This is a genomic window from Azospirillum melinis (assembly GCF_013340935.1).
GTDB classification, from domain to species: domain Bacteria; phylum Pseudomonadota; class Alphaproteobacteria; order Azospirillales; family Azospirillaceae; genus Azospirillum; species Azospirillum melinis.
Genome location: NZ_WHOS01000007.1, coordinates 133,059 through 152,342 on the forward strand (window position 1 = coordinate 133,059; position 19,284 = coordinate 152,342).

Below are 19,284 nucleotides of genomic sequence, written 5' to 3' on the forward strand. Positions count from 1 at the left end.
GTCAACTCCCGGTCAGTGCCGCTCCGGTCGACCGGCCATGCTGGCCACCCTCCGGGTCGGCGGAATAGTCGGACACATAGTCCGTGTCCGCGCTGCGCTCCGCCTTCGGGCCGCCCAGCGCCACCACGGCCTTCTCCACCGAGAGGGCGAAGAAGCTGGCGTCGGCCAACGCCTGGAAGGGCCGCCCGTTCAGGCTCAGGCGGCGCCACTCATCCTCGTCGCCCGCGACCGACAGCATGTAGCGCGCCAGCCCCTCGGGGTTGTCCGGCTCCACGATGTGGCCGTTCAACCCGCTGCGGATCAGCACGTCGCGCGCCCCGCACTGGTCGGACAGGATGGTCGGAACGCCCATGGCGAGGGCCTCGTTCACCACCAGACCGAACTGCTCCTCCAGCGACGGCAGAAGCAGGCAGAGCGTGGACCCCAGCGTCTCGGCGATCCCCTTTTCCTGCAGGAAGCCGCGGAAGACGATCGACCCGTCCAGCCCGCGCCGCGTCACCTCGGCCCGCAGCTCCGCCTCCAGCGGACCGGATCCGCAGAGGTGGAGCGGGCGGGCGGCGGGACCGGCCAGCCGCCGGTAAATGTCATAGGCTTCGACCGCCCGGAACAAGTTCTTCTTCGGGACGAAGCGCGCGATGATGGTGAAGTGACGGTCGGCGAAGGGTACTCCCCCAGGGGCCGGTTCCATCCCGGACAGGCGGCGGATGCGGTCCAACGACAGCGTGTCGTACCCGATGTAGAGCCGGTCCTTCGGGAGTCCCAGCAGACGGAAGTAATCCACCGTGCGGTGGCTGCCGCCGATCCCCGCCTGATAGGGGGAGTAGAAGACGCTCTTGACCATTTCGCGCCACAGGATGCGCGGCTTGTCGTCGTATTTGGAGGCGTTCATGTTGATGACCTTGCGGCCCATCAGCCGCATGGTCAGGGCGAGCGCGAAAACGTCCGGGTCCTCGTAATGGCAGAGGAAGACATAGCGCGCGTCGGCGTTGCGGCATTCGCGCAGCAGGGCGCGGTAGACCGCGGCCTTCGACAGGTCGGCCTTCGACTGTCCGGGGAACAGGGTGATCTTGCGGAAATTCTGCCCCGTCCCGGTCGAATCCCAGGCGTAGGTGTGCGACTTCGACCCGACCTCGAGCCCGATCACATCGTAGACATGGCCCAGCCGGCGGCCGACCGCCTCCAGCCGGTCCATATGGTAGGGGCCGAACATCTCCCAACTGAAGACCAGCGCGGGCTTCTTCATGCTGCCTCTCCCAACAGAAGGCGGGCGTAGCGGTCGAGCGCCACGGCGCGGGTGGCGTTCGCCTCCACCCAGGCGCGGCCGCGGCGGCCCATGGCGGTGGCGCGGGCGGGGTCCGACAGCAGGGCCGCCACCGCCTCGGCCATCGCGCGCGGCTCCTCCGGCGGGGTGCACAGGAAGGCGCCGACCTGCGCCTCCAGCGTGGCGAGCGCCGATCCCGGCAGGCAGGTGCTGACGAAGGGCCGGCCGGCGGCGAGGATGGTCACCGCCTTGCCGGGCATGGCGAAGGCCGCCCCCTCGGGCCGCTGGGGCACGAGATGGACGTCGCCCTCCGCCATCGCCTCGTTCAGCTGGTCCTTGGGCGCCAGCGGCTGGAAGATCACGTTGCCGAGCCCCATGGCGCGGGCGCGGCCCTTCAGTTCATCCTCCAGCCCGCCCTGGCCGCGCAGCTTGATGCGGGCCTGCGGCATCAGCTCGGCCAGATGGCCCGCCATGTCCAGCACCTGCTCCAGCCCCTGCTTGCGGGCGAAGGCGCCGCTGTAGAGCGCGGTCGGCGGCTGGTCGGGGCGCGGCAGCGGGTGGACCGCGTCGGCATCGACATGGGGCGGGATCACATGGATCGGCCGGGTGACGCCCAGCTCCTCCAGCACGCCGCGCATAGGCTCCGACAGGACGACGATGGCGTCGGCCCGGTTCAGCGCCGCGCGCTCCATGGCGCGGATCGCCTTGACCGCCGCCTTGCCGCCCATGCCCAAGGCACCGGCAAGGCCGGACTGGATGTCGTGAACGATGGCGACATGGCGTCCGCCCGGCGCCTTGAAGCGGTTGGCGATGGCCACCGACAGGATCGACGGGCAGAGCGACAGCACGGCGGCGTGCCGCCCGACCCGGCCGCGGGCGCCGGCGGCGGCGAAGCCGGCATGCAGAACGCCCTCGTGGATCAGCCGGGCCTTCATGCCGCCGCCGGCCGGCGGGATGGTGTGCAGGCGCTCGATCAGCACCCCGTCCACCGTCTTGCTGTCCTGCGCCCCGTCGGCGTAGCCGTCATAGACCGTGTTGCCGGGATAGTTGGGACGCGCGGTCAGCACAGTGGTCTCGGCCCCGGCCGCCGCGAAGGCGGTGGCGAGGTCGGTCATCATCGGCGCGCTGCCGGCCGGTTCCGGCCAATAGCTCTGCGCCACGAGCAGCAGTTCTTCCGGCACGGGCACCTCCGCCAGGGAAGGCGTGCCCGCTGAAGCCTTGGAAGCCGGCCGGTCGAAGACCGGCGGCCGCAGATGGATGGAATCGTCCGGCATCGGGCGTTACTCCGCTGCCTGCTTGGGGACTTGGCGACGCTCCGGAGCGGCATTCTCCAGGAACCAGTCATAGGTGCGGCGCAGCCCCTCCTCCAGCGACACCTTCGGGCGCCAGCCGGTAGCGAACAGGCGCGACACGTCCATCAGCTTGCGCGGGTGGCCGTCGGGCTTGCTCAGATCGTGGGTCAGCGTGCCGGTGTAGCCGACGGTGTCGCGGATCAGTGCTGCGAGGTCGGCGATGGCGATGTCCTCACCGGGGCCGACATTGATGATCTCCCCGCTGTCGTAATGGTCCATCAAATGGATGCAGGCATCCGCCATGTCGTCGACATAGAGGAACTCGCGCCGCGGCGTGCCGGTGCCCCACAGGGTGACCGTCGGGTCGCCGGCCACCTTGGCATCGTGGAAGCGCCGGATCATGCCCGGCAGCGCATGCGAGGTCTCGGGCTCGAAATGGTCACCGGGGCCGTACAGGTTGGACGGCATGGCGCAGATGGCGTTGAAGCCGTACTGGCGCCGGTAGGCCTGGCACATGGTGATGCCGGCGATCTTGGCGACGGCGTAGGGCTTGTTGCTCGGCTCCATCTCGCCGGTCAGCAGCGCCTCTTCCTTGATCGGCTGCTCGGCATGCTTGGGATAGAGGCAGGAGGAGCCGAGGAACAGCAGCTTCTTCACGCCGGCGCGCCAGGCGGCGTCGATGACGTTGTTCTGGATCAGCAGGTTGTCGCGGATGAAATCGCCGCCGAAGCGGTCGTTGGCAAGGATGCCGCCCACCTTCGCCGCGGCCAGGATCACCTGTTCGATGCCCTCGCGGTCGAAGAAGGCGCGCACCGCCGCCTGATCGGTCAGGTCGAGCTGCGAGCGGTCGCGGATCACGAGGTCGGTGTGCCCGGCCTCGGTCAGCCGCCGCAGAATGGCGGATCCGACGAGTCCCCGGTGGCCGGCGACGAAGATGCGGCTGTTGCGGTCCATGCGGGCCGTCTCCTTAAGATCTTGTGCGAACGAATGCCTCATCGGCCGTCATCCCCGCGAAGGCGGGAGTCCGTGTTCGCAGGGATGACGGATGGGAGCGCGACCGGCGGTCACGCCCCCCGATGACGCCCTACTCCGCCGCCTGCCCCATGCGCCCCAGATCGGCACGCGCGCGCTCGGCATACCACTCGACCACGCCGGGCAGACCGGCGGAGAGCGGGATGCGCGGGGTAAAGCCCAGCGCGGTCAGCTTGGCGATGTCGGGGCTGCGGCGGTCGGTGCCGCCGGGGGCGGCCGGGCCGGGCATCACCTGGGCCTCGCGGCCCAGGCAGGCGACCGTCTGGCGGGCGAGGTCGGCGATGGTGACCTCCTCCGGGTTGCCGACATGGTAGATGCCGAGATGCTCGCCCTTGTCGACCACCGTCACGATGCCGTCGATGGCGTCGTCGATGTGGACGAAGGCGCGCGTCTGACGACCGTCGCCCTGGATCTTGAAGGGCACCGTGCCGTTCGGGTGGCTGGCGATGGCCTCGACCGCACGGCGGGAGAATTCCGGCACCACATGCTCCCAGCCCATGTCGGGGCCATAGACGTTGTGCGGACGGAAGATCGCGACGCGGTCGAAGCCGCTGCGGCCCCAGTTGACAGCCAGCAGCTCCGAGATCAGCTTGGAGCCGCCGTAGCTGTAGCGGGCGTTCAGCACGTCCGGCACCACCAGCGGCACATCCTCCGGCGTCGGCACCATCGGCGGGGTCTGGTAGGCTTCCGAGGAGGAGGCGACGACCAGATCGCCCACGCCGTCGGCACGGCAGGCGTCCAGCACGTTCAGCATGCCGCGCACGCCGACGTCCAGCACCACTTCCGGCTTCTCGTAGAAATGCTTGGTTCCGTTGACGGCGGCCAGGTGAAGCACGCCGTCGACGCCGCGCACCGCCCCGCGCACGGCGTCAGCGTCGCGGATGTCGCCCTGTACGAATTCCACGTCGTCCAGCACGCCGGCCAGCCGCCCGGTGTGCCCGCGCGAGTTGTCGTCCAACACGCGGACGCGGTGGCCGTCACGGACCAGACGGTGGACCAGGGCGGCGCCGATGAAGCCGCTGCCGCCGGTGACGAGATAGTGTTTCATGTCAGTACAATTCCTTCTGTGGCCAGCCCATGGCAGGCCCGGATAGCGTCAGGCCACATGCGCGTAGCGGGCGGCCCCATGGCTGCCGAGAGCCACGTAGGCGGTGCCGTCCGGCAGGTCGACGTCACGGCTGTTGAAGTTGTTCCAGAAGTCGTAGATCACGCCCGGACGGTCCATCCGCTGGGCCAGGTCCGGCAGCGGCATCGAGGTGAAGACCGGGTGGTTGTTGAGGATCACCGCCAGATTGGCGCCGGACACCGCCTCGGCCATGTTGGCCGCCGGCTCCAGCCCGAAGGAACGGATGTCGTCGGGGCGCACCACGGCGTCGAAGCCGCGCAGGCGGGCGGTCGGGAAGCGCTGGCGCAGCTCCTCCAGCACCGGCTTGGCCATCGTGCCGCGCAAATCGTCGGTCGCCGGACGGCCCTTGAAGGCGAGGCCCATCAGGCTGATGGTCGGCACCTCCGGGAAGCCCTGCATCGAATTGGCGAGCTTGCCGAGGAAGTCGGCGACCTCGACCGGCTGGCTTTCGTTGACCAGGCGGCCGGCGGCGGTGATCGCCATCTCGACGCCGACCTCGCGCGCCGCCTCGATCAGGATGTGGGGATCCTTCTCCAGGCAGGGACCGCCGACCGGACCCGGCAGCGGCAGGTTGGTGCGCGGATATCCCAGCTTGCCGGCGCGCGCAACCTCGACCGCCGAGATCTCCATCGCGTTGCACAGCTTGGCGATCTCGTTGGAGAAGGCGAAGGTGACGTCGCGGTAGGTGTTGTCCACCAGCTTGATCAGTTCCGCCGTCTCCAGGGTGGAGACCTTGACGGTGGTCGGGGTCAGGAAGCCGAAGATCTGTGCCGCACGGGTGGCGACGTCCAGGCTTTCGGCGCCGATGATCTGCGGCAGCTGGTTCAGCTCCAGCAGCGCCTGCCCTTCCAGGGTGCGCTCCGGGCAGAAGGCGATGTCGAACTTCTTGCCGGTGGCGCGCAGGATCGGCGCCACGACGTTGCGGGTGGTGCCCAGCTTCACGGTGGAGCGCAGGATGACCAGATCGCCGTCATGCAGGCTGCCGGCGACCTGACGGGTCGCCGCCTCGATCATGTCGGTGCGGACCCGGCCATCCTTGCTGAGCGGCGTGCCGACCGTGATGATGAAGACGCTGGCCTTGCTGCAATCCTCCTGGCTGCGGCTGAAGGTCAGCCGGCCGCGTGCGATGACGTGGCGCAGCTTCTCCGTCAGGCCCGGCTCGTGGAAGTGCGGGTTGCCCTGGCCGAGCTTGTCGAGCACGTCCTGCCGCACCTCGACCCCGTGCACCTGGAAGCCGGCGTCCGCCATCGCGACCGCCAGCGTCAGGCCGACATAGCCGAGCCCGAGGACGCAGACGTTACGATCGGAAAAAGTCTTGGGAAGCATCGTCGCTCCTGCCGTTTGCTGAGGCCCGCCACCGGCGGCGGGGCCTGAGAGTTTGGAGACGCCCCGCGTGTCATGCCCTGTTGCCAAGCATGCAGACGGAGAAACCTCGAAATTCGAAATTGTTTTCTTGTTGTGACTTCGCCGTGACGATGAAGTACCTCGTTACCGGCGTTGTGCAGCGCGAAGTGTTTCAGAAATCACCGTCCGATGAAAAGACCATGATTGCAGATCTCCGCCGTATTAATGGTACTAACCCCCGGCGCGGCCAAATGAATGCTTGGAGGCACCAACAGAGACGTTCGAAAGTGGTGCAATAGGCGCATTCCGTTCCTGCTGCCGGTATCCCTCGACCCGGCCTTGCAGAATTGAGGGTTGAACCATCCATCCAGCCACGACCCGCCCCTCTCAGGCCGTGGCGCTGGTCAGCCGCCGCAGGCGTTTCAGGTGGACCAGTCCGGTCAGCACGGCCATCGCCGCATAGACCGCGACCATCGCCACGCTGCCGGCGACGAAATGCACCAGCGCCGGCAACCGGTCGAACAGCGGGGCGGCGAAACTGTCGAGTGCCAGGGCCGCGGCGACGGATGCGCCGGCGCACAGCAGAGCCCGCGCGGCGATCCCGCCATACAGCTCTCCGACCGTCTGCCGGTGGATCCAGGCGATGGCGACGGTGGCGGCCAGTTCCGCGGTAAAGGTCGCCATCGCGGCGCCCTCGATGCCGTAGCGGGGGATCCACCAGATGTTCAGCAGGGCGTTCAGCGCACCGCCCGACAGCATGGCGACCATGTAACCGGTCTGCCGGTGCCAGACGAGCAGCGGATTGCCCAGGATCATGTTGGCGTAGACCACCGCCGAGGCCAGCATCAGCAGACGCAGAGCCAGCGTCGCCGGAGCGTAGGCATCGCCGAACAGCGTGCCGAGGATGGACGGCGCCAGGGCGAAGCCGCCGGCGATGACCAGCCCGCCGACCGCCAGCATGACGCCGGCATAGGCCCGCATCCGGTCGCGCATCGGGCCGAGCTCGCCATAGGCGGCGGCCAGCTGCGGCAGGAAGGCGTTCATCACGATGTTGCCGACCAGATTGGCCAGGGTCTGGATCTTCACCGCCGCGCTGTACCAGCCGACCTCGGTGTGCGGGGCCAGGAAACCCAGCATGACCACGTCGAGATGGGTGAAGATCGCCCAGGCGAAGACGCCGACCGCCATCGGCGTCGCCGCCGTTAGGATCTCGCGCCACACCTTCAGGTCGACCCTGGGGCGCAGATGGCCGAAGTCGCGGCGGAAGCGGCCGATCATCACCAGCGCGTTGACGGTGATGGAACCGCCGGTGATGGCGGCTGCGGTGATGGCGTCCTCAGGCCCACGCACCAGCAGGAAGACGAGAAGCATCGAGCCGATGGAGGTGCCGATCTCGCGCGTGGCGATCACCCCCATCTTCTCGGTCGCCTGATAAACAAAGTCGAGGACCAGGGCGTTCCCGAGCAACTGGACCGCCTGCACCAGAAGAACCGCCTTCACCTCCATTGGTTTATCCAGCGAGAGGACGAAAGCGGCATAGATCGCCCCCACCACCAGGGCCAGAACGGTGCGCAGGGTCAGCACATGTTCCGACAGTTCGGCCGCCCGCTCGCGGTGATCGTCCTGCTCGCGGTTTCTCGCGATTTCACGGATGGCGTAGGTGGACAGGCCCATGTTCACGAACAGCGCCGCATAGGCCATCAGCGAAGTGCCGAAGCCCAGCACGCCGAAACTGTCCGGTCCCAGAACCCGCGCGGTCCAGGCCGCGGTGACCAGCCCGCTCGCCATCGTCGCCGCTTTCGCGGCGGCAAGGGCGCGGATGTTCCGGAAGATGCGGTGTCCAGCGGACATTCATGGGCTCTTCGGTGGTTGATAGAATCGTGACGTGCAGGAAAAAGCCCTCCCCTGCCCTCGGACCGGCCGTCGGTCGGCCGAGAGCAGGGGAGGGAGCCTTGTCCTCAGTTCGCGTAGTAGCGGCGATAGCCGTGGTAACGCCCGCTGTCCGGGAACTCGTACTGGGCATGACGCCGGGTATCGACCTGACTGAACAGGACGCCGACCACCTCGCCGCCGGCCTCGATCACCTCCTTCAGGCCGGCCATCGCGGTGCCGCGCTTGGTCATGCCCCAGCGGACGATGAAGACGGTCTGGTCGGCGAGGGCCGCCAGCAGCTTGCCTTCCGACACCGCCAGCACCGGCGGCGAATCCAGTACGATGCGGTCGTAACTGACCGACAGGCGCGACAGCAGTTGATGCATGCCCGACGAGCCCAGCGTGTCCTGCGGCAGCGTGCGGCCATGGCCGGCGGGGATGACGTGCAGGCCGGTCCGCGGATCGACCTGGATCACCTCCTCCAGCGTCGCGGTGCCGGCCAGCACTTCCGCCAGACCGCGATTGTTGGACATGCCCAGCATCTCGTGCAGGCTCTTCCGCCGCAGGTCGCAATCGACCAGGATCGTCCGCTGGCCGGCGTTGGCGCAGGTGCGGGCGAAGGCCGCGGCGACAGAGCTCTTGCCCTCGCCGGGGACCGAGGAGCTGAACAGGATCACCCTGTGCCGCCCGTCCGGATTGGCGAGCAGCAGCGAGGTGCGCAGGTTCTGCATCGATTCCGCGAAGGCGGAGATCGGCTTGTCCACCACATAGGCGGCCGGCGACCCGCCGAAGCGCGGGATGCGCGGAACGATGCCGAGGCTGCGGACGCCGGTCGCCGTCTCGAACTGGTGCGGGCTGCGGAACCCGCTCTCGGCCCGTTCGCGCAGCATGGCCAGCAGCACGCCCAGCGTGCCCGACGCCACCAGCGCCAGCAGCAGGATCAGCTTGCGGTTCGGCTGCGACGGGTCGAGCGGGATCGACGCCTCCGACACGATGCGGGCGTCGGGCTGGCGCATGTCGGTCTGCGCCGCGATCTGCTGCGAGCGGGTCAGCAGCGCCTCGTACATCGACTGGGCGGTACCGGCGTCGCGCTCCAGCGTGCGCAGGCCGACGGTCGCCTGCTGCTGCTCGTTCTGCTTGGCCTCGGCTTGGTCCAGGCTGGCCTTCAGCCCCTGCTCGCGGCCCTTCGCCAGCTCCACCTCGTTGCTGAGGTTGGAGACGATCTTGGCGACGTCGGCCTTGATCTGGCCTTGCAGGTCGCGCAGCTGGCTCTGCAGGGCCTGCAGCATCGGGTGCTTGGCACCGTAGCGGTTGGTGGCGTCGGCGATCTGGCGCTGGAGATCGACCTCGCGCTCGCGCAGGGCCTGGATCAGCGGCGAGCCCATCACGTCGCCGACCGCCGAGGCGCCGCGCGGCGAATTCGCCATCGCGGTAACGTCGCGCAGCTTGGTCTCCGCCTCCTGCCGCTTGGTGCGGGCCAGGATATAGTCGGCGTTCAGCTGGCTCAGCTGCTGGCCGACCACCGTGCTCTCGTTGTTGGACGAGGTGGTCAGGCCATGCTGGGTCCGGTACTTCTCCACCGCGTCGCCGGTGGTCTGCGCTTCCTTGCGCAGGTCGGTCAGCCGCTCCTCCAGCCACTGGGTGGCGCGCTTGGACGCCTTGAACTTCTCGTCGAGCTGGTCGACCAGATAGAGGTCGGCCATGGTGTTGGCGATCAGGGACGACTTGCGCGGATCCTCGCTGTCGAAGCTGACGGCGATGACGTAGGAGCGGCCCTGCGGACGCACCGACGTGTTGTCGAGCACGGCGTTGACCACGGAGGTCAGGTGGTTGCGCTCGATCTCCTCCGGCGTCAGCGGCACGCCGCTGGACGGCTTCCAGCTGTCGGGGATCCAGTTGCGCGGGTTCAGCGCCGACACCCATCCGGGGGGCGGCGGACGCAGCGAGGCATTGAACTCCGGATCGTTCATCAGCTTCAGCTTCGCCACCACCTTTTCGGCGAAGGCCGGCGACTTCAGGATCGCGACCTCGCTCTGCAGCGCGCTGATGTCGGGGGTCATGTCGGACACCACCCCCTCGAAGTTGAGGACGGTGTTCTTGCGGTGCTCAACCATGATGAGCGTTTCGGCGGTGTAGAGCGGCGTCATCCGGAAGGCGACCAGGGCCGCCAGCCCGGTGCCGACCACGATCACCGTACCGATCAGCAGCTTGTGCCGGCGCAACAACCCCGTGGTCCGGCGCACCGCGCTGGCGGCGCTGGCCGACAGATCGTACGAAATGCCGGGCGACATGGACCCGGGGCCCCGCCGAGACTCAGGGTTGTTGCGTCGGGGTTGTTCCTGAAGTTCCTGGGTGGCCAAAGGGTCCTCCTCGCGTAACGACCAGAAAGCGCGGCCATAGGACCATCCGTTTGCCCGATCCTTCCTTCCGGGCAGCGGATGCTGTCAGGTGGGCAGGCTCGGCGGTTCGTCCGATTGGCTGAAACGCAGTGTTAGTCCAGCCGTTGCATCGGCCATCCAGTGCATGCGGCGAGCAATGGGCGCGCAGTGGGTAGCCTTCCTGACCCTGTTGCAGTGCAGTATGAACCGTCGATGCAGGGCGGGGTATAAAGGGGGTTACTCGTAAGGACAGGTGTCATGACGTTCGAACGGACCAAGGCGTTCGAAGAGATCCCTATGCCTTCCCCGACTTTGAAAAAGCAGGAACCAAGTTGTGGAGCCCATTCAGCCAACGCCGGCCGGCAAATGAACGTTCCCCCGCCGCGGTGATCCCCGTCGCGCCGATGGACGTTGTCACAGCTCGCCTTGTGGTCGTTGACGGGTGTTTCCGCCTGATCGGCGGCGGGTCCGGCGGTAGCGTTGGAGGCGGCTATAACCTAAGGCGTACATAAAATATACGTATCACCAACTTTATGCTGTAACGGTTATGAAAAAATGGATAAGGTTACTCCTTCTTTGGACGGAGGATCATGCCGTGCCGTACCATCAGGAAACAGCCACCGTTAAGGTTATCCGCCAGATCCGTGACCATAGCCGTGAATGTCACAGCTTGCCCGCACGTGAAGTGTTGTTGCGGATCGAAAGACGGATGATCGAGTTTCTTGAAGATGGCCCGGCCATGCCGGCACCCGATCCCTGGTCCGATCAGGAGATCGCTTCCAAATCTGATTCCATCACGGCCGGCATGATGGTCCGGGCATAAAGCGTGAGCGGATCAGCACCGGCGGACGGCGGCCAAATTGCGTTCACACACGCGAACGGCCCGCCCTTCTTCCGGGGGCGGGCCGTTCGCGTTCAACCTTAAAATCGTTCCGCAGAACCGCGCCGGCTCAGGCGCGCGGGGCGTGCTTGTTCAGGATGCGCTGGAGCGTGCGGCGGTGCATCTTCAGGCGGCGCGCGGTCTCCGACACGTTGCGGTCGCACTGTTCGAAGACGCGCTGGATATGTTCCCAGCGGACGCGGTCGGCCGACATCGGGTTTTCCGGCGGCTGGGGCAGCGGGCGGCCGTCGGCCAGCAGGGCGGATTCCACCGCGTCGGCGTCGGCCGGCTTCGGCAGGTAGTCGACGGCGCCGGCCTTCACCGCGGCGACGGCGGTGGCGATGTTGCCGTAACCGGTCAGCATGACGACACGGGCGTCGGGACGGGCGTCGCGCAGGGCGGATACCACGTCCAGCCCGTTGCCGTCGCCCAGACGCAGGTCGACCACCGCGAAGGCGGGTGCCGATTCCTGCGCCACCTCGATGCCGAGCTGGACGCTGTCGACCGCGACGACGTTGAAGCCGCGCTTTTCCATGGCGCGGGCCAGCCGCGTGCGGAAGGGGGCGTCGTCGTCGACGATCAGGAGGCTGCGGGTGACGTCGCCAGTGAAGGTCAGTTTGACGGCATCGCCCGACAGCAGGTCATCGGTTGTTTTGAGGGTGTCCACCGTGAAACCTCATTTCTTGGCGTTGATGGTCTTCCAGCGCACGGAAATCCGCGCGCCGGTTCCGCCCTGATTGGAGTGCCCGCCGGCGGCCTGATCAGCGGGCGGCGTGCCGTCCGGCGGATTGTTGGTGTAGCGCACGGTTGCGCCGGTCTTTTCCAGCAGCGTCTGCGCGATGAAAATTCCAAGGCCCATATGCCCACCGCCCGCCTGCCCCTTGGGGCCGGAGCGCTCGCCGCGCACCGACAGGTACGGTTCGCCGATGCGGCCCAGCAGATGGGGGGGGAAGCCAGGTCCGTCGTCCATCACCGTGATGGTCACGCCACGCCCGTCCCAGGCGGCGGCGACCGTCACCTTGTGGCGGGCGAACTGGTGGGCGTTCTGGATGAAGTTGCCGATGCCGTGGATGATCTCCGGGCTGCGGCGCAGGAAAGGTTCCTCCGCCTCGCCGACCGGGTGCGGCTCCACGGCGAACTGGATATGGCCGAGACGGTGCGGGGCGGCGGCGGCCTCGATCAGCGCGGTCAGCGGCAGCCGTTCGAACGGGTCGCCGCCGTCGGCCTCCGGCTTGCGCGCCAGATCGGCCAGGATCTCGCGGCAGCGCATCACCTGGCTCTGCAGAAGCTCGACATCCTCGCCATAGGGGCTGTCCGGCGGCAGGTCGCGCGCCAGCTCCTTCGCCACCACGGCGATGGTGCCGAGCGGCGAGCCCAGCTCGTGCGCGGCGGCCGCAGCGAGCGCGCCGAGCGCGCCCAGCCGCTGTTCGCGGGCAAGCGCCACCTGCGAGGCGGCGAGCGCATCGGCGAAGCGCCGCGCCTCGGCGGCGACGCGGAAGACGTAGCCGGCGATGAAGATCGACGACACCGTCAGCGACAGCCAGACGCCGAAGGCGTAGAGCGGCGCCATCGAGCGCACCGGCTCCTCCCACGGCAGCGGGAAGTGCCAGAGGGCGAGTGCCGTCAGGCAGATCAGGTTCAGCCCGGTCAGCAGCACCGTGCTGTAGCGCGACAGGATGGCCGCACCCACGGTCATTGGCGCCAGCAGCAGGATGGCGAAGGGATTGCTCAACCCGCCGGTGAGATAGAGCAGCAGCGTCAGCTGCAGCATGTCGTAGCTGAGATACAGCGCCGCGTCGCGGTCGGCCAGCCGCAGCCGGCCGCCGCGCTGGGTCATCGCCACCACGTTCAGCAGGGCCGACGCGCTGATGGCGGCCAGCACCGGCCCCAGCGGCAGCGGGAAGCCCAGCCCGAGATTGACGAAGGTCACCGCGGCCAGCTGCCCGAGCACCGCGACCCAGCGGATCAGAATCAGCGTGCGCAGCGTGATGCGGCCGTCGGGCTGCGCCCAGTGCGGCGCCGGGGAGGCCGGGACCGGTGCGGTCAGCGCGCTGGCGAGCGTCACCATGATCCTTGTCCCGATCCTTGTCCCTGGGCCGCATGCCCCTGGCGGTTGCGGCGCTTGCCGCCATATTCTGTGCCCATGACCGAACGAACCATCCCACCGCAGCAGCCGGCCACTCCCGCCGTTGCCCCCGCCATCCGGGCGGAGGGGCTGACCAAGCGCTTCGCCACGCCTGACGGGCGGGACGTCACGGCGGTCGACGCCATCGGCTTCACCGTGCCGCGCGGCAGTGTCACCGGCCTTCTCGGTGGCAACGGCGCCGGCAAGACGACGACCATCTCGATGCTGCTGGGGCTTTTATTGCCGACGGCCGGGACGGTGGAGATCCTGGGCGTCGACATGGCGCGCCATCGGCATGCCGTGCTTCCGCGCATGAACTTCTCCTCCCCCTACGTCGAACTGCCCCATCGGCTGACGGTGCGGGAGAACCTTACCGTCTATGCCCACCTCTACGGTTTGACATGCGTCAAAAAGCGCGTCCAAGAATTGGCCGAGCATCTTGACCTGTCGCGTTTTCTGGATCGGCCGTCGGGCGGACTGTCGGCGGGGCAGAAAACCCGCGTGGCGCTGGCCAAGGCTTTGCTGAACGACCCGGAGCTTCTGCTGCTGGACGAGCCGACGGCGTCGCTCGATCCCGACACCGCCGACTGGATCCGCACCTACCTCGAACGCTACCGGCTGCGCACCGGCGCCACCATCCTGCTCGCTTCTCACAACATGCTGGAGGTGGAGCGGCTGTGCGACAGCGTGCTGATGATGCGGCAGGGACGGATCGTCGACCGCGGCGCGCCGTCGGCGCTGCTCGCCCGCTACGGCCGCCAGACGCTGGAGGAGGTCTTCCTCGACATCGCCCGCGCCTCCGACGACCGCATCCTGACCGGGGAGACCGCCGATGCAGCCGAATGAGGCGGTCATTCCGCGCAACGACTTCTCGCTGCGCCGGGTCGGCGCCATGGTGCTGCGCTACTGGTACCTGCTGCGCGGCTCCTGGCCGCGTATTCTGGAGCTGGCCTATTGGCCGACCATGCAGATGATCCTGTGGGGCTACATCAACCAGTTCATGGCCTCAAGCAGCGGCGGCGGCAGCGGCTGGGTGGCGCAGGGCGCCGGCGTGCTGGTCAGCGCGGTTCTGCTGTGGGACGTGCTGTTCCGCGGCCAGCTCGGCGTCTCCATCTCCTTCCTTGAGGAAATGTGGTCGCGCAACCTCGGCCATCTGTTCGTCAGCCCGCTCCGCCCCGGCGAATGGGTGACGGCGCTGATGACCATGAGCCTGCTGCGCACCCTGATCGGCGTGCTGCCGGCGGCGGGGCTGGCGATTCCCTTCTTCGGCTATTCGGTCTTCGCTCTCGGCCTGCCGCTCGCCGCCTTCTTCGCCAACCTGATCGTGCTGGGCTGGTCGCTGGGGCTGCTGATCGTGGCGCTGATCCTGCGCTACGGCATGGGGGCGGAAGGGCTGGCCTGGATCGTCGTCTTCATGCTGGCCCCGGTCAGCGCGGTCTATTACCCGGTGTCGGTCCTGCCGGACTGGCTCCAGCCGGTGTCGCTCGCCCTGCCCTCGGCCCATGTGTTCGAGGGCATGCGGGCGCTGGTGTTCGACGGCACGCTGCGCTGGGACCATCTGGCCTGGGCGGTCGGGCTGAACATGGTCTATATGGCGGGCGGCATCGCCGTGTTCCTGTACGCCTTCCATCGGGCGCGGGTGCGCGGTGCCTTGCTGCAAACGGGGGAATAGCGGCTAGAGTGTCGACCCCACTTCGTCAGCGACACCGGAGACAGCCGCCATGACCCCGCCCTCCTCCACCCCCGACCTGTTCGACCGGCTCGTCGCCGGGGCGCGGCCGGACTGGTCGGCCTATGTCGACCATGCCTTCGTGCGCGGGATGGGCGACGGCACGCTGCCGCAGGAGTGCTTCCGCCATTATCTGGTGCAGGACTATCTGTTCCTGATCCATTTCGCCCGCGCCTATGCGCTCGCCATCTACAAGGGCCGCGACCTGCGTGAGATGCGGGCCTCGCTGAACGGGCTGAAGGCGATCCTCGACATGGAGATGGACCTGCATGTCGGCCTGTGCGCCGGCTGGGGCCTGCCGGCCGCCGAGCTGGAGCAAGCGGCGGAGTCCAAGGCGACGATGGCCTACACCCGCTATGTGCTGGAAACCGGCTTGCGCGGCGACCTGCTGGACCTGCATATCGCGCTCAGCCCCTGCATCATCGGCTATGCCGAGATCGGCCGCCGGCTGGCAGCACTGCCGGGTGCACTCGACGACGACAACCCCTATCGCGTCTGGATCGCCGAATATGCCGGCGAGGCCTATCAGGAGGTGGCGCGGGCGGCGCGGGAAAATCTCGACCGGCTGGCGGCGGACGGCATGACCGAGGCGCGCTTCCCCCGACTGCTGACCATCTTCCGGCAGGCCAGCCGGCTGGAAGCGGACTTCTGGGAAATGGGCATGACGCTGGCGGGCTAAGCGCGGAAGACTGAGGTCGGCGGCAAATGCTCCGCCGACCTCAGCGTTCCAGCTCACCCCATCGTATGCTCCAGCAGGATCTTCGCGCCCAGCCCGATCAGCACGACGCCGCCGGCCATTTCCGCCCAGCGCCCCAGATGGCTGCCGGCGGCCTTGCCGATCAGCACGCCGCCGAAGGCCACGGCGAAGGTCACCACGCCGATCATCGCCGAGGTCGTCACCATGTCGACATCGACCAGCGCCAGCCCCGCACCCACGGCGGCGGCGTCGATGCTGGTGGCGACGGCGGTGGTCAGCAGGGCCAGCCATTCGGCGCGCACGCTGCGCACCGGGCCGCAATCCTCCTCGCCCTCATCCTCGCCGTCCATGATGGCGTTGCGCAGCATCGCACCGCCGACCGCCAGCAGCAGGCCGAAGGCGATCCAGTGATCGACCGACTCCACCAGACTGGCGAAGGCGATGCCGATGCCCCAGCCGACCAGCGGCATGGCGAACTGGCAGACGCCGAAGGCGGCACCCACCCGCACCGCTTCCGGCAAACCGGCACGGCGCGAGCAGGCCCCGCGGCCGAGAGCGGCGGCGAAGCTATCCATCGAAAGGCTGAAAGCGAGCGCGAGGGACGTGGCGATCATGGCTATTCCCGGGCCAGACAACACAGTGGAATCGGGCGGACTCCGGCTGGCCGCGGAGATGTCCGATCCACTGGTCTCGCCGGGTCGACCCTCTGGTCGCCGTGCGCGCCATGGCGGTAACGGCCAGAGGCCGGAACCATCCAAGTCTGTTGACGCGAACCCCACCGGATCGCTGCCGGCGGGTGGCTACTCCCCAATGACGGCGGAAGTCCTACAGGGACTAGGGGCTTGGGTCAAGCGCCAGTTTGCCGCAGGTGCGAATTGCGGCCGCGCAGGTAGGTGGCGGCCACCGAACGGTCGTCGCCCAGCGTCACCTGGATGAACAGCTCCTCCTCCAGATCGCCGTCCACCGCCTTCATGCGATGTCGCATAGCCGGCGTCGCGGCAGGGTCGAGCACGACGAGGTCGGCCCAGCGGCCGGGCTCCAGGCTGCCGATCTCGCCGGCCATGCCCAGCGCCTCGGCATTGCCGCGGGTCATCCAGTGCAAGGCGGCGAGCGCCGGCAGGTTCTGCCGCCGCAGCTGCAGCACCTTGTAGGCCTCCGCCGCGGTGCGCAGCATGGAATAGCTGGTGCCGCCGCCGACATCGGTGGCGATGGCGGTGCGCACCGGCCGCTCCGGCTTCGACAGGGCGTCGAGATCGAACAGGCCGCTGCCGATGAACAGGTTGCTGGTCGGGCAGAAGACGGCCACCGACCCGCTTTCCGACAGCCGGGCCATCTCCGCTTCCGACAGATGGATGCAGTGGCCGAACAGCGAGGTCGGCCCCAGCAGCCCGAAACGGTCGTAGACGTCGGTGTAGTCGCGCGCACCAGGGAACAGGCGGCCGACCTCGGCGATCTCGTCGGTGTTCTCCGACAGGTGGGTCTGCATGTGGACGCCGGGATGCTCGCGCAGCAGCGCGCCGGCCGCCTCAAGCTGCGCCTCGGTCGAGGTGATGGCGAAGCGCGGCGTCACGGCATAGCGCTGCCGCCCCCGCCCGTGCCAGCGGCCGATCAGCTCCTTGCCGTCGCGGTAGCTGCTCTCCGCCGTGTCGGTCAGGGCCGGCGGGGCATGGCGGTCCATCATCACCTTGCCGGCGATCAGCCCGGCGCCGCGCGCCTCGGCTTCGGCGAACAGGGCATCGACCGACTGCGGGTGGACGGAGCCGTAGACCACCGCCGTGGTCGTGCCGTTGCGCAGCAGCTCGTCCATGAAGAAGGCGGCGTTGGCGGCGGCATGGGTCGGGTCGGCGAAGCGCTGCTCCTCGATGAAGGTATATTTCTCCAGCCAGTCGAGCAGCTGGGCGCCGTAGGAGGCGATGACCTGGGTCTGGGGGAAATGGATGTGGGTGTCGATGAAGCCCGGCAGCACCAGCCTGCCGCTGTGGTCGTCGACCGTCACCCCGTCCGGAACCCGGCCGCGCAGGTCGGCCCAGTCGCCGGTCTCCAGAATCCGCCCATCCGTTCCGACCAGCAGCAGCCCGTCCTCACGATAGGTCAGGCAATCGAGATCGTCCGGCCCGGCGGGCGGGCGATGGAAGCTGAGCAGGCGCCCGCGGATGGCGGCGGAAACGGGGGCAGCGATAGACTGGTCGGGCATGGGGGTCCGGTTCGATGGAGTGCTGTGAGGGAGGGTTACTTAATGTCACCGGACCACGCCGCCAACACCGCCCGCTCCTGCGGGGTGATTCCGGTGATGTTGGCGGGAGGCATGGCGCTGCTGTAGCCGGCTTGCAGGCGGATCTGCCCGGCATGGCGGCGGATGCCGTCGCCCTCCAGCACGACGCCGCGCGGCGGGGCGGCTATGCCCTCCCACACCGGCTGGGCGGCATGGCACATGCTGCACCGGGTGGCGACGATCTCCTCCACCTGGGCGAAGCCGACCTTCACCGGGGCCGCCGCAGCCGTGTCGGCCGTCGCCGGCCCCATGGTGCTGAGCCAGATGCATCCCAGCATGCCGGCGGCGGCCACCCCCCAGGTCCACCAGGGCGTCGGCTTGCCGGCATGGCGGCTGTTGAAGAAATGGCGGATCGCCGTGCCGACAACCAGGACCAGCGCCACCATCACCCAGTTGTAGCGGGTGGAGCTGACCAGCGGATAATGGTTGGACAGCATCAGGAAGACGACCGGCAGGGTCAGGTAGTTGTTGTGCAGCGAGCGCTGCTTGGCCTTCTTGCCCAGCGACGGGTCCGGCGTCTCGCCGCGCAGCATGGCCGCCACCGTCCTGCGCTGGTTGGGAATGATCAGCATGAAGACGTTGCAGGCCATCATCGTCGCCATCAGGGCACCGACCTGCAGCATGGCGCCGCGCCCGCTGAAGATCTTCGTCATGCCCCAGGCGGTCGCCACCAGCATGACGAAGCCGGCGACAGCCAACGCCCCGTCGTTGCGGCCGAGCGGCGACTTGCACATCAGGTCATAGGCGACCCAGCCCGCCACCAGCGCGCCGACGCTGATCGCCACCGCCTGCCAATGGCTGAGCGCCAGCACGTCCTGGTCGATCAGGAACAGATCGGCGCCGCGGTAGTAGAGCACGCACATCAGGAAGAAGCCGCTGAGCCACGTCGCGTAGGATTCCCACTTGAACCAGGTCAAATCCTCCGGCAACTGCGGCGGGGCGACCATGTATTTGGTCATGTGGTAGAAACCGCCGCCGTGAATTTGCCAGGCGTCGCCCGCCGTCCCGGCCGGCGCCCCTGCCCGGCGGCGCAGCGAGGCGTCGAGATGGATGAAATAGAAGGACGATCCGATCCAGGCGATGGCGGTGATGACGTGCAGCCACCGCGCCAGGGCGTTGATCCATTCCCACAGGATGGGCTCCATAGCGCGCACGCTCCTTCCGGTCAGGTCGATGGCTTGACTGTAAGGCCAGTGTGCAGCTGCGGAAAACCATTCGTCCGTCCCAACAGCTTCAAAAAATGACGAAAGATGGAGCCGTGGCCGCAAGCCTCCTT

General features: G+C 68.0%; 16 protein-coding genes and 1 riboswitch. Of the genes, 4 read left to right on the forward strand and 12 right to left on the reverse strand.

The window, feature by feature from the left end; all coding sequences use genetic code 11:
- Nucleotide 1 precedes the first annotated feature (1 nt).
- The 7 genes from GBZ48_RS07925 to GBZ48_RS07955 all read right to left on the reverse strand — a co-directional run bounded on the left by GBZ48_RS07925 (nucleotide 2) and on the right by GBZ48_RS07955 (nucleotide 10,218).
- Nucleotides 2-1,243, reverse strand: a complete 1,242-nt coding sequence (locus tag GBZ48_RS07925) for a glycosyltransferase family 4 protein (protein ID WP_109049718.1) — start codon at nucleotides 1,241-1,243, stop codon at nucleotides 2-4.
- Nucleotides 1,240-2,535, reverse strand: a complete 1,296-nt coding sequence (locus GBZ48_RS07930; protein ID WP_174470527.1) for a glycosyltransferase family 4 protein — start codon at nucleotides 2,533-2,535, stop codon at nucleotides 1,240-1,242. Before GBZ48_RS07930 ends, GBZ48_RS07925 begins: the two co-directional genes overlap by 4 nt.
- 6 nt (nucleotides 2,536-2,541) lie before the next feature.
- The gene (locus tag GBZ48_RS07935) at nucleotides 2,542-3,507 is read right to left on the reverse strand and encodes a GDP-L-fucose synthase family protein (protein WP_174470528.1); all 966 of its coding nucleotides are present in this window, start codon (nucleotides 3,505-3,507) and stop codon (nucleotides 2,542-2,544) included.
- A gap of 130 nt (nucleotides 3,508-3,637) precedes the next feature.
- The gene (locus tag GBZ48_RS07940) at nucleotides 3,638-4,633 is read right to left on the reverse strand and encodes an NAD-dependent epimerase/dehydratase family protein (protein ID WP_174470529.1); all 996 of its coding nucleotides are present in this window, start codon (nucleotides 4,631-4,633) and stop codon (nucleotides 3,638-3,640) included.
- A gap of 48 nt (nucleotides 4,634-4,681) precedes the next feature.
- Complete coding sequence (locus GBZ48_RS07945; RefSeq protein ID WP_109049715.1) at nucleotides 4,682-6,037, reverse strand: nucleotide sugar dehydrogenase; 1,356 nt, start codon at nucleotides 6,035-6,037, stop codon at nucleotides 4,682-4,684.
- 405 nt (nucleotides 6,038-6,442) lie between these two features.
- Nucleotides 6,443-7,906, reverse strand: a complete 1,464-nt coding sequence (locus GBZ48_RS07950; protein WP_174470530.1) for a flippase — start codon at nucleotides 7,904-7,906, stop codon at nucleotides 6,443-6,445.
- Between the two features lie 107 nt (nucleotides 7,907-8,013).
- The gene (locus tag GBZ48_RS07955) at nucleotides 8,014-10,218 is read right to left on the reverse strand and encodes a GumC family protein (RefSeq protein WP_246307058.1); all 2,205 of its coding nucleotides are present in this window, start codon (nucleotides 10,216-10,218) and stop codon (nucleotides 8,014-8,016) included.
- A 682-nt stretch (nucleotides 10,219-10,900) separates the two neighbouring features.
- Between GBZ48_RS07955 and GBZ48_RS07960 the strand changes: the two genes are divergently transcribed.
- Nucleotides 10,901-11,128: a hypothetical protein gene (locus GBZ48_RS07960; RefSeq protein ID WP_174470532.1), complete on the forward strand. Its 228-nt coding sequence runs from the start codon at nucleotides 10,901-10,903 to the stop codon at nucleotides 11,126-11,128.
- A 127-nt stretch (nucleotides 11,129-11,255) separates the two neighbouring features.
- On the opposite strand, the gene GBZ48_RS07965 is transcribed toward GBZ48_RS07960, so the two are convergent.
- Entirely contained in the window at nucleotides 11,256-11,852 is a 597-nt protein-coding gene (locus GBZ48_RS07965; RefSeq protein WP_425485979.1) for an ActR/PrrA/RegA family redox response regulator transcription factor, read from the reverse strand.
- 9 nt (nucleotides 11,853-11,861) lie between these two features.
- On the reverse strand, nucleotides 11,862-13,253 hold the full coding sequence (locus GBZ48_RS07970; RefSeq protein WP_174470533.1) for an ActS/PrrB/RegB family redox-sensitive histidine kinase: 1,392 nt from the start codon (nucleotides 13,251-13,253) through the stop codon (nucleotides 11,862-11,864).
- Between the two features lie 75 nt (nucleotides 13,254-13,328).
- Here GBZ48_RS07970 and GBZ48_RS07975 point away from each other — a divergent pair, with 75 nt between their 5' ends.
- Genes GBZ48_RS07975 through tenA form a run of 3 tightly spaced genes read left to right on the forward strand, consistent with a single transcriptional unit; the run spans nucleotide 13,329 to nucleotide 15,718 of the window.
- Nucleotides 13,329-14,156, forward strand: a complete 828-nt coding sequence (locus GBZ48_RS07975) for an ABC transporter ATP-binding protein (protein WP_174470534.1) — start codon at nucleotides 13,329-13,331, stop codon at nucleotides 14,154-14,156.
- Nucleotides 14,143-14,982 (forward strand): ABC transporter permease, encoded by an 840-nt coding sequence (locus tag GBZ48_RS07980; RefSeq protein WP_174470535.1) that lies wholly within the window; start codon nucleotides 14,143-14,145, stop codon nucleotides 14,980-14,982. The genes GBZ48_RS07975 and GBZ48_RS07980 overlap by 14 nt, the downstream gene beginning before the upstream one ends.
- 49 nt (nucleotides 14,983-15,031) lie before the next feature.
- Nucleotides 15,032-15,718, forward strand: coding sequence for a thiaminase II (tenA, locus tag GBZ48_RS07985; RefSeq protein ID WP_174470536.1), 687 nt, complete (start codon nucleotides 15,032-15,034; stop codon nucleotides 15,716-15,718).
- Between the two features lie 53 nt (nucleotides 15,719-15,771).
- Here the strand turns inward: tenA and GBZ48_RS07990 are convergent, their stop codons facing one another.
- From GBZ48_RS07990 to GBZ48_RS08000, 3 genes are all read right to left on the reverse strand, one after another.
- Nucleotides 15,772-16,350 carry a manganese efflux pump MntP gene (locus GBZ48_RS07990; protein ID WP_174470537.1) on the reverse strand — a complete coding sequence of 193 codons (579 nt, stop codon included), beginning with the start codon at nucleotides 16,348-16,350 and terminating at the stop codon, nucleotides 15,772-15,774.
- Nucleotides 16,351-16,432: 82 nt separating this feature from the next.
- A riboswitch (yybP-ykoY riboswitch) is annotated at nucleotides 16,433-16,557 on the reverse strand.
- 26 nt (nucleotides 16,558-16,583) lie between these two features.
- Nucleotides 16,584-17,930 carry a guanine deaminase gene (gene guaD, locus GBZ48_RS07995; RefSeq protein ID WP_174470538.1) on the reverse strand — a complete coding sequence of 449 codons (1,347 nt, stop codon included), beginning with the start codon at nucleotides 17,928-17,930 and terminating at the stop codon, nucleotides 16,584-16,586.
- A 35-nt stretch (nucleotides 17,931-17,965) separates the two neighbouring features.
- On the reverse strand, nucleotides 17,966-19,153 hold the full coding sequence (locus GBZ48_RS08000) for a urate hydroxylase PuuD (protein WP_174470539.1): 1,188 nt from the start codon (nucleotides 19,151-19,153) through the stop codon (nucleotides 17,966-17,968).
- Between the last annotated feature and the right edge of the window lie 131 nt (nucleotides 19,154-19,284).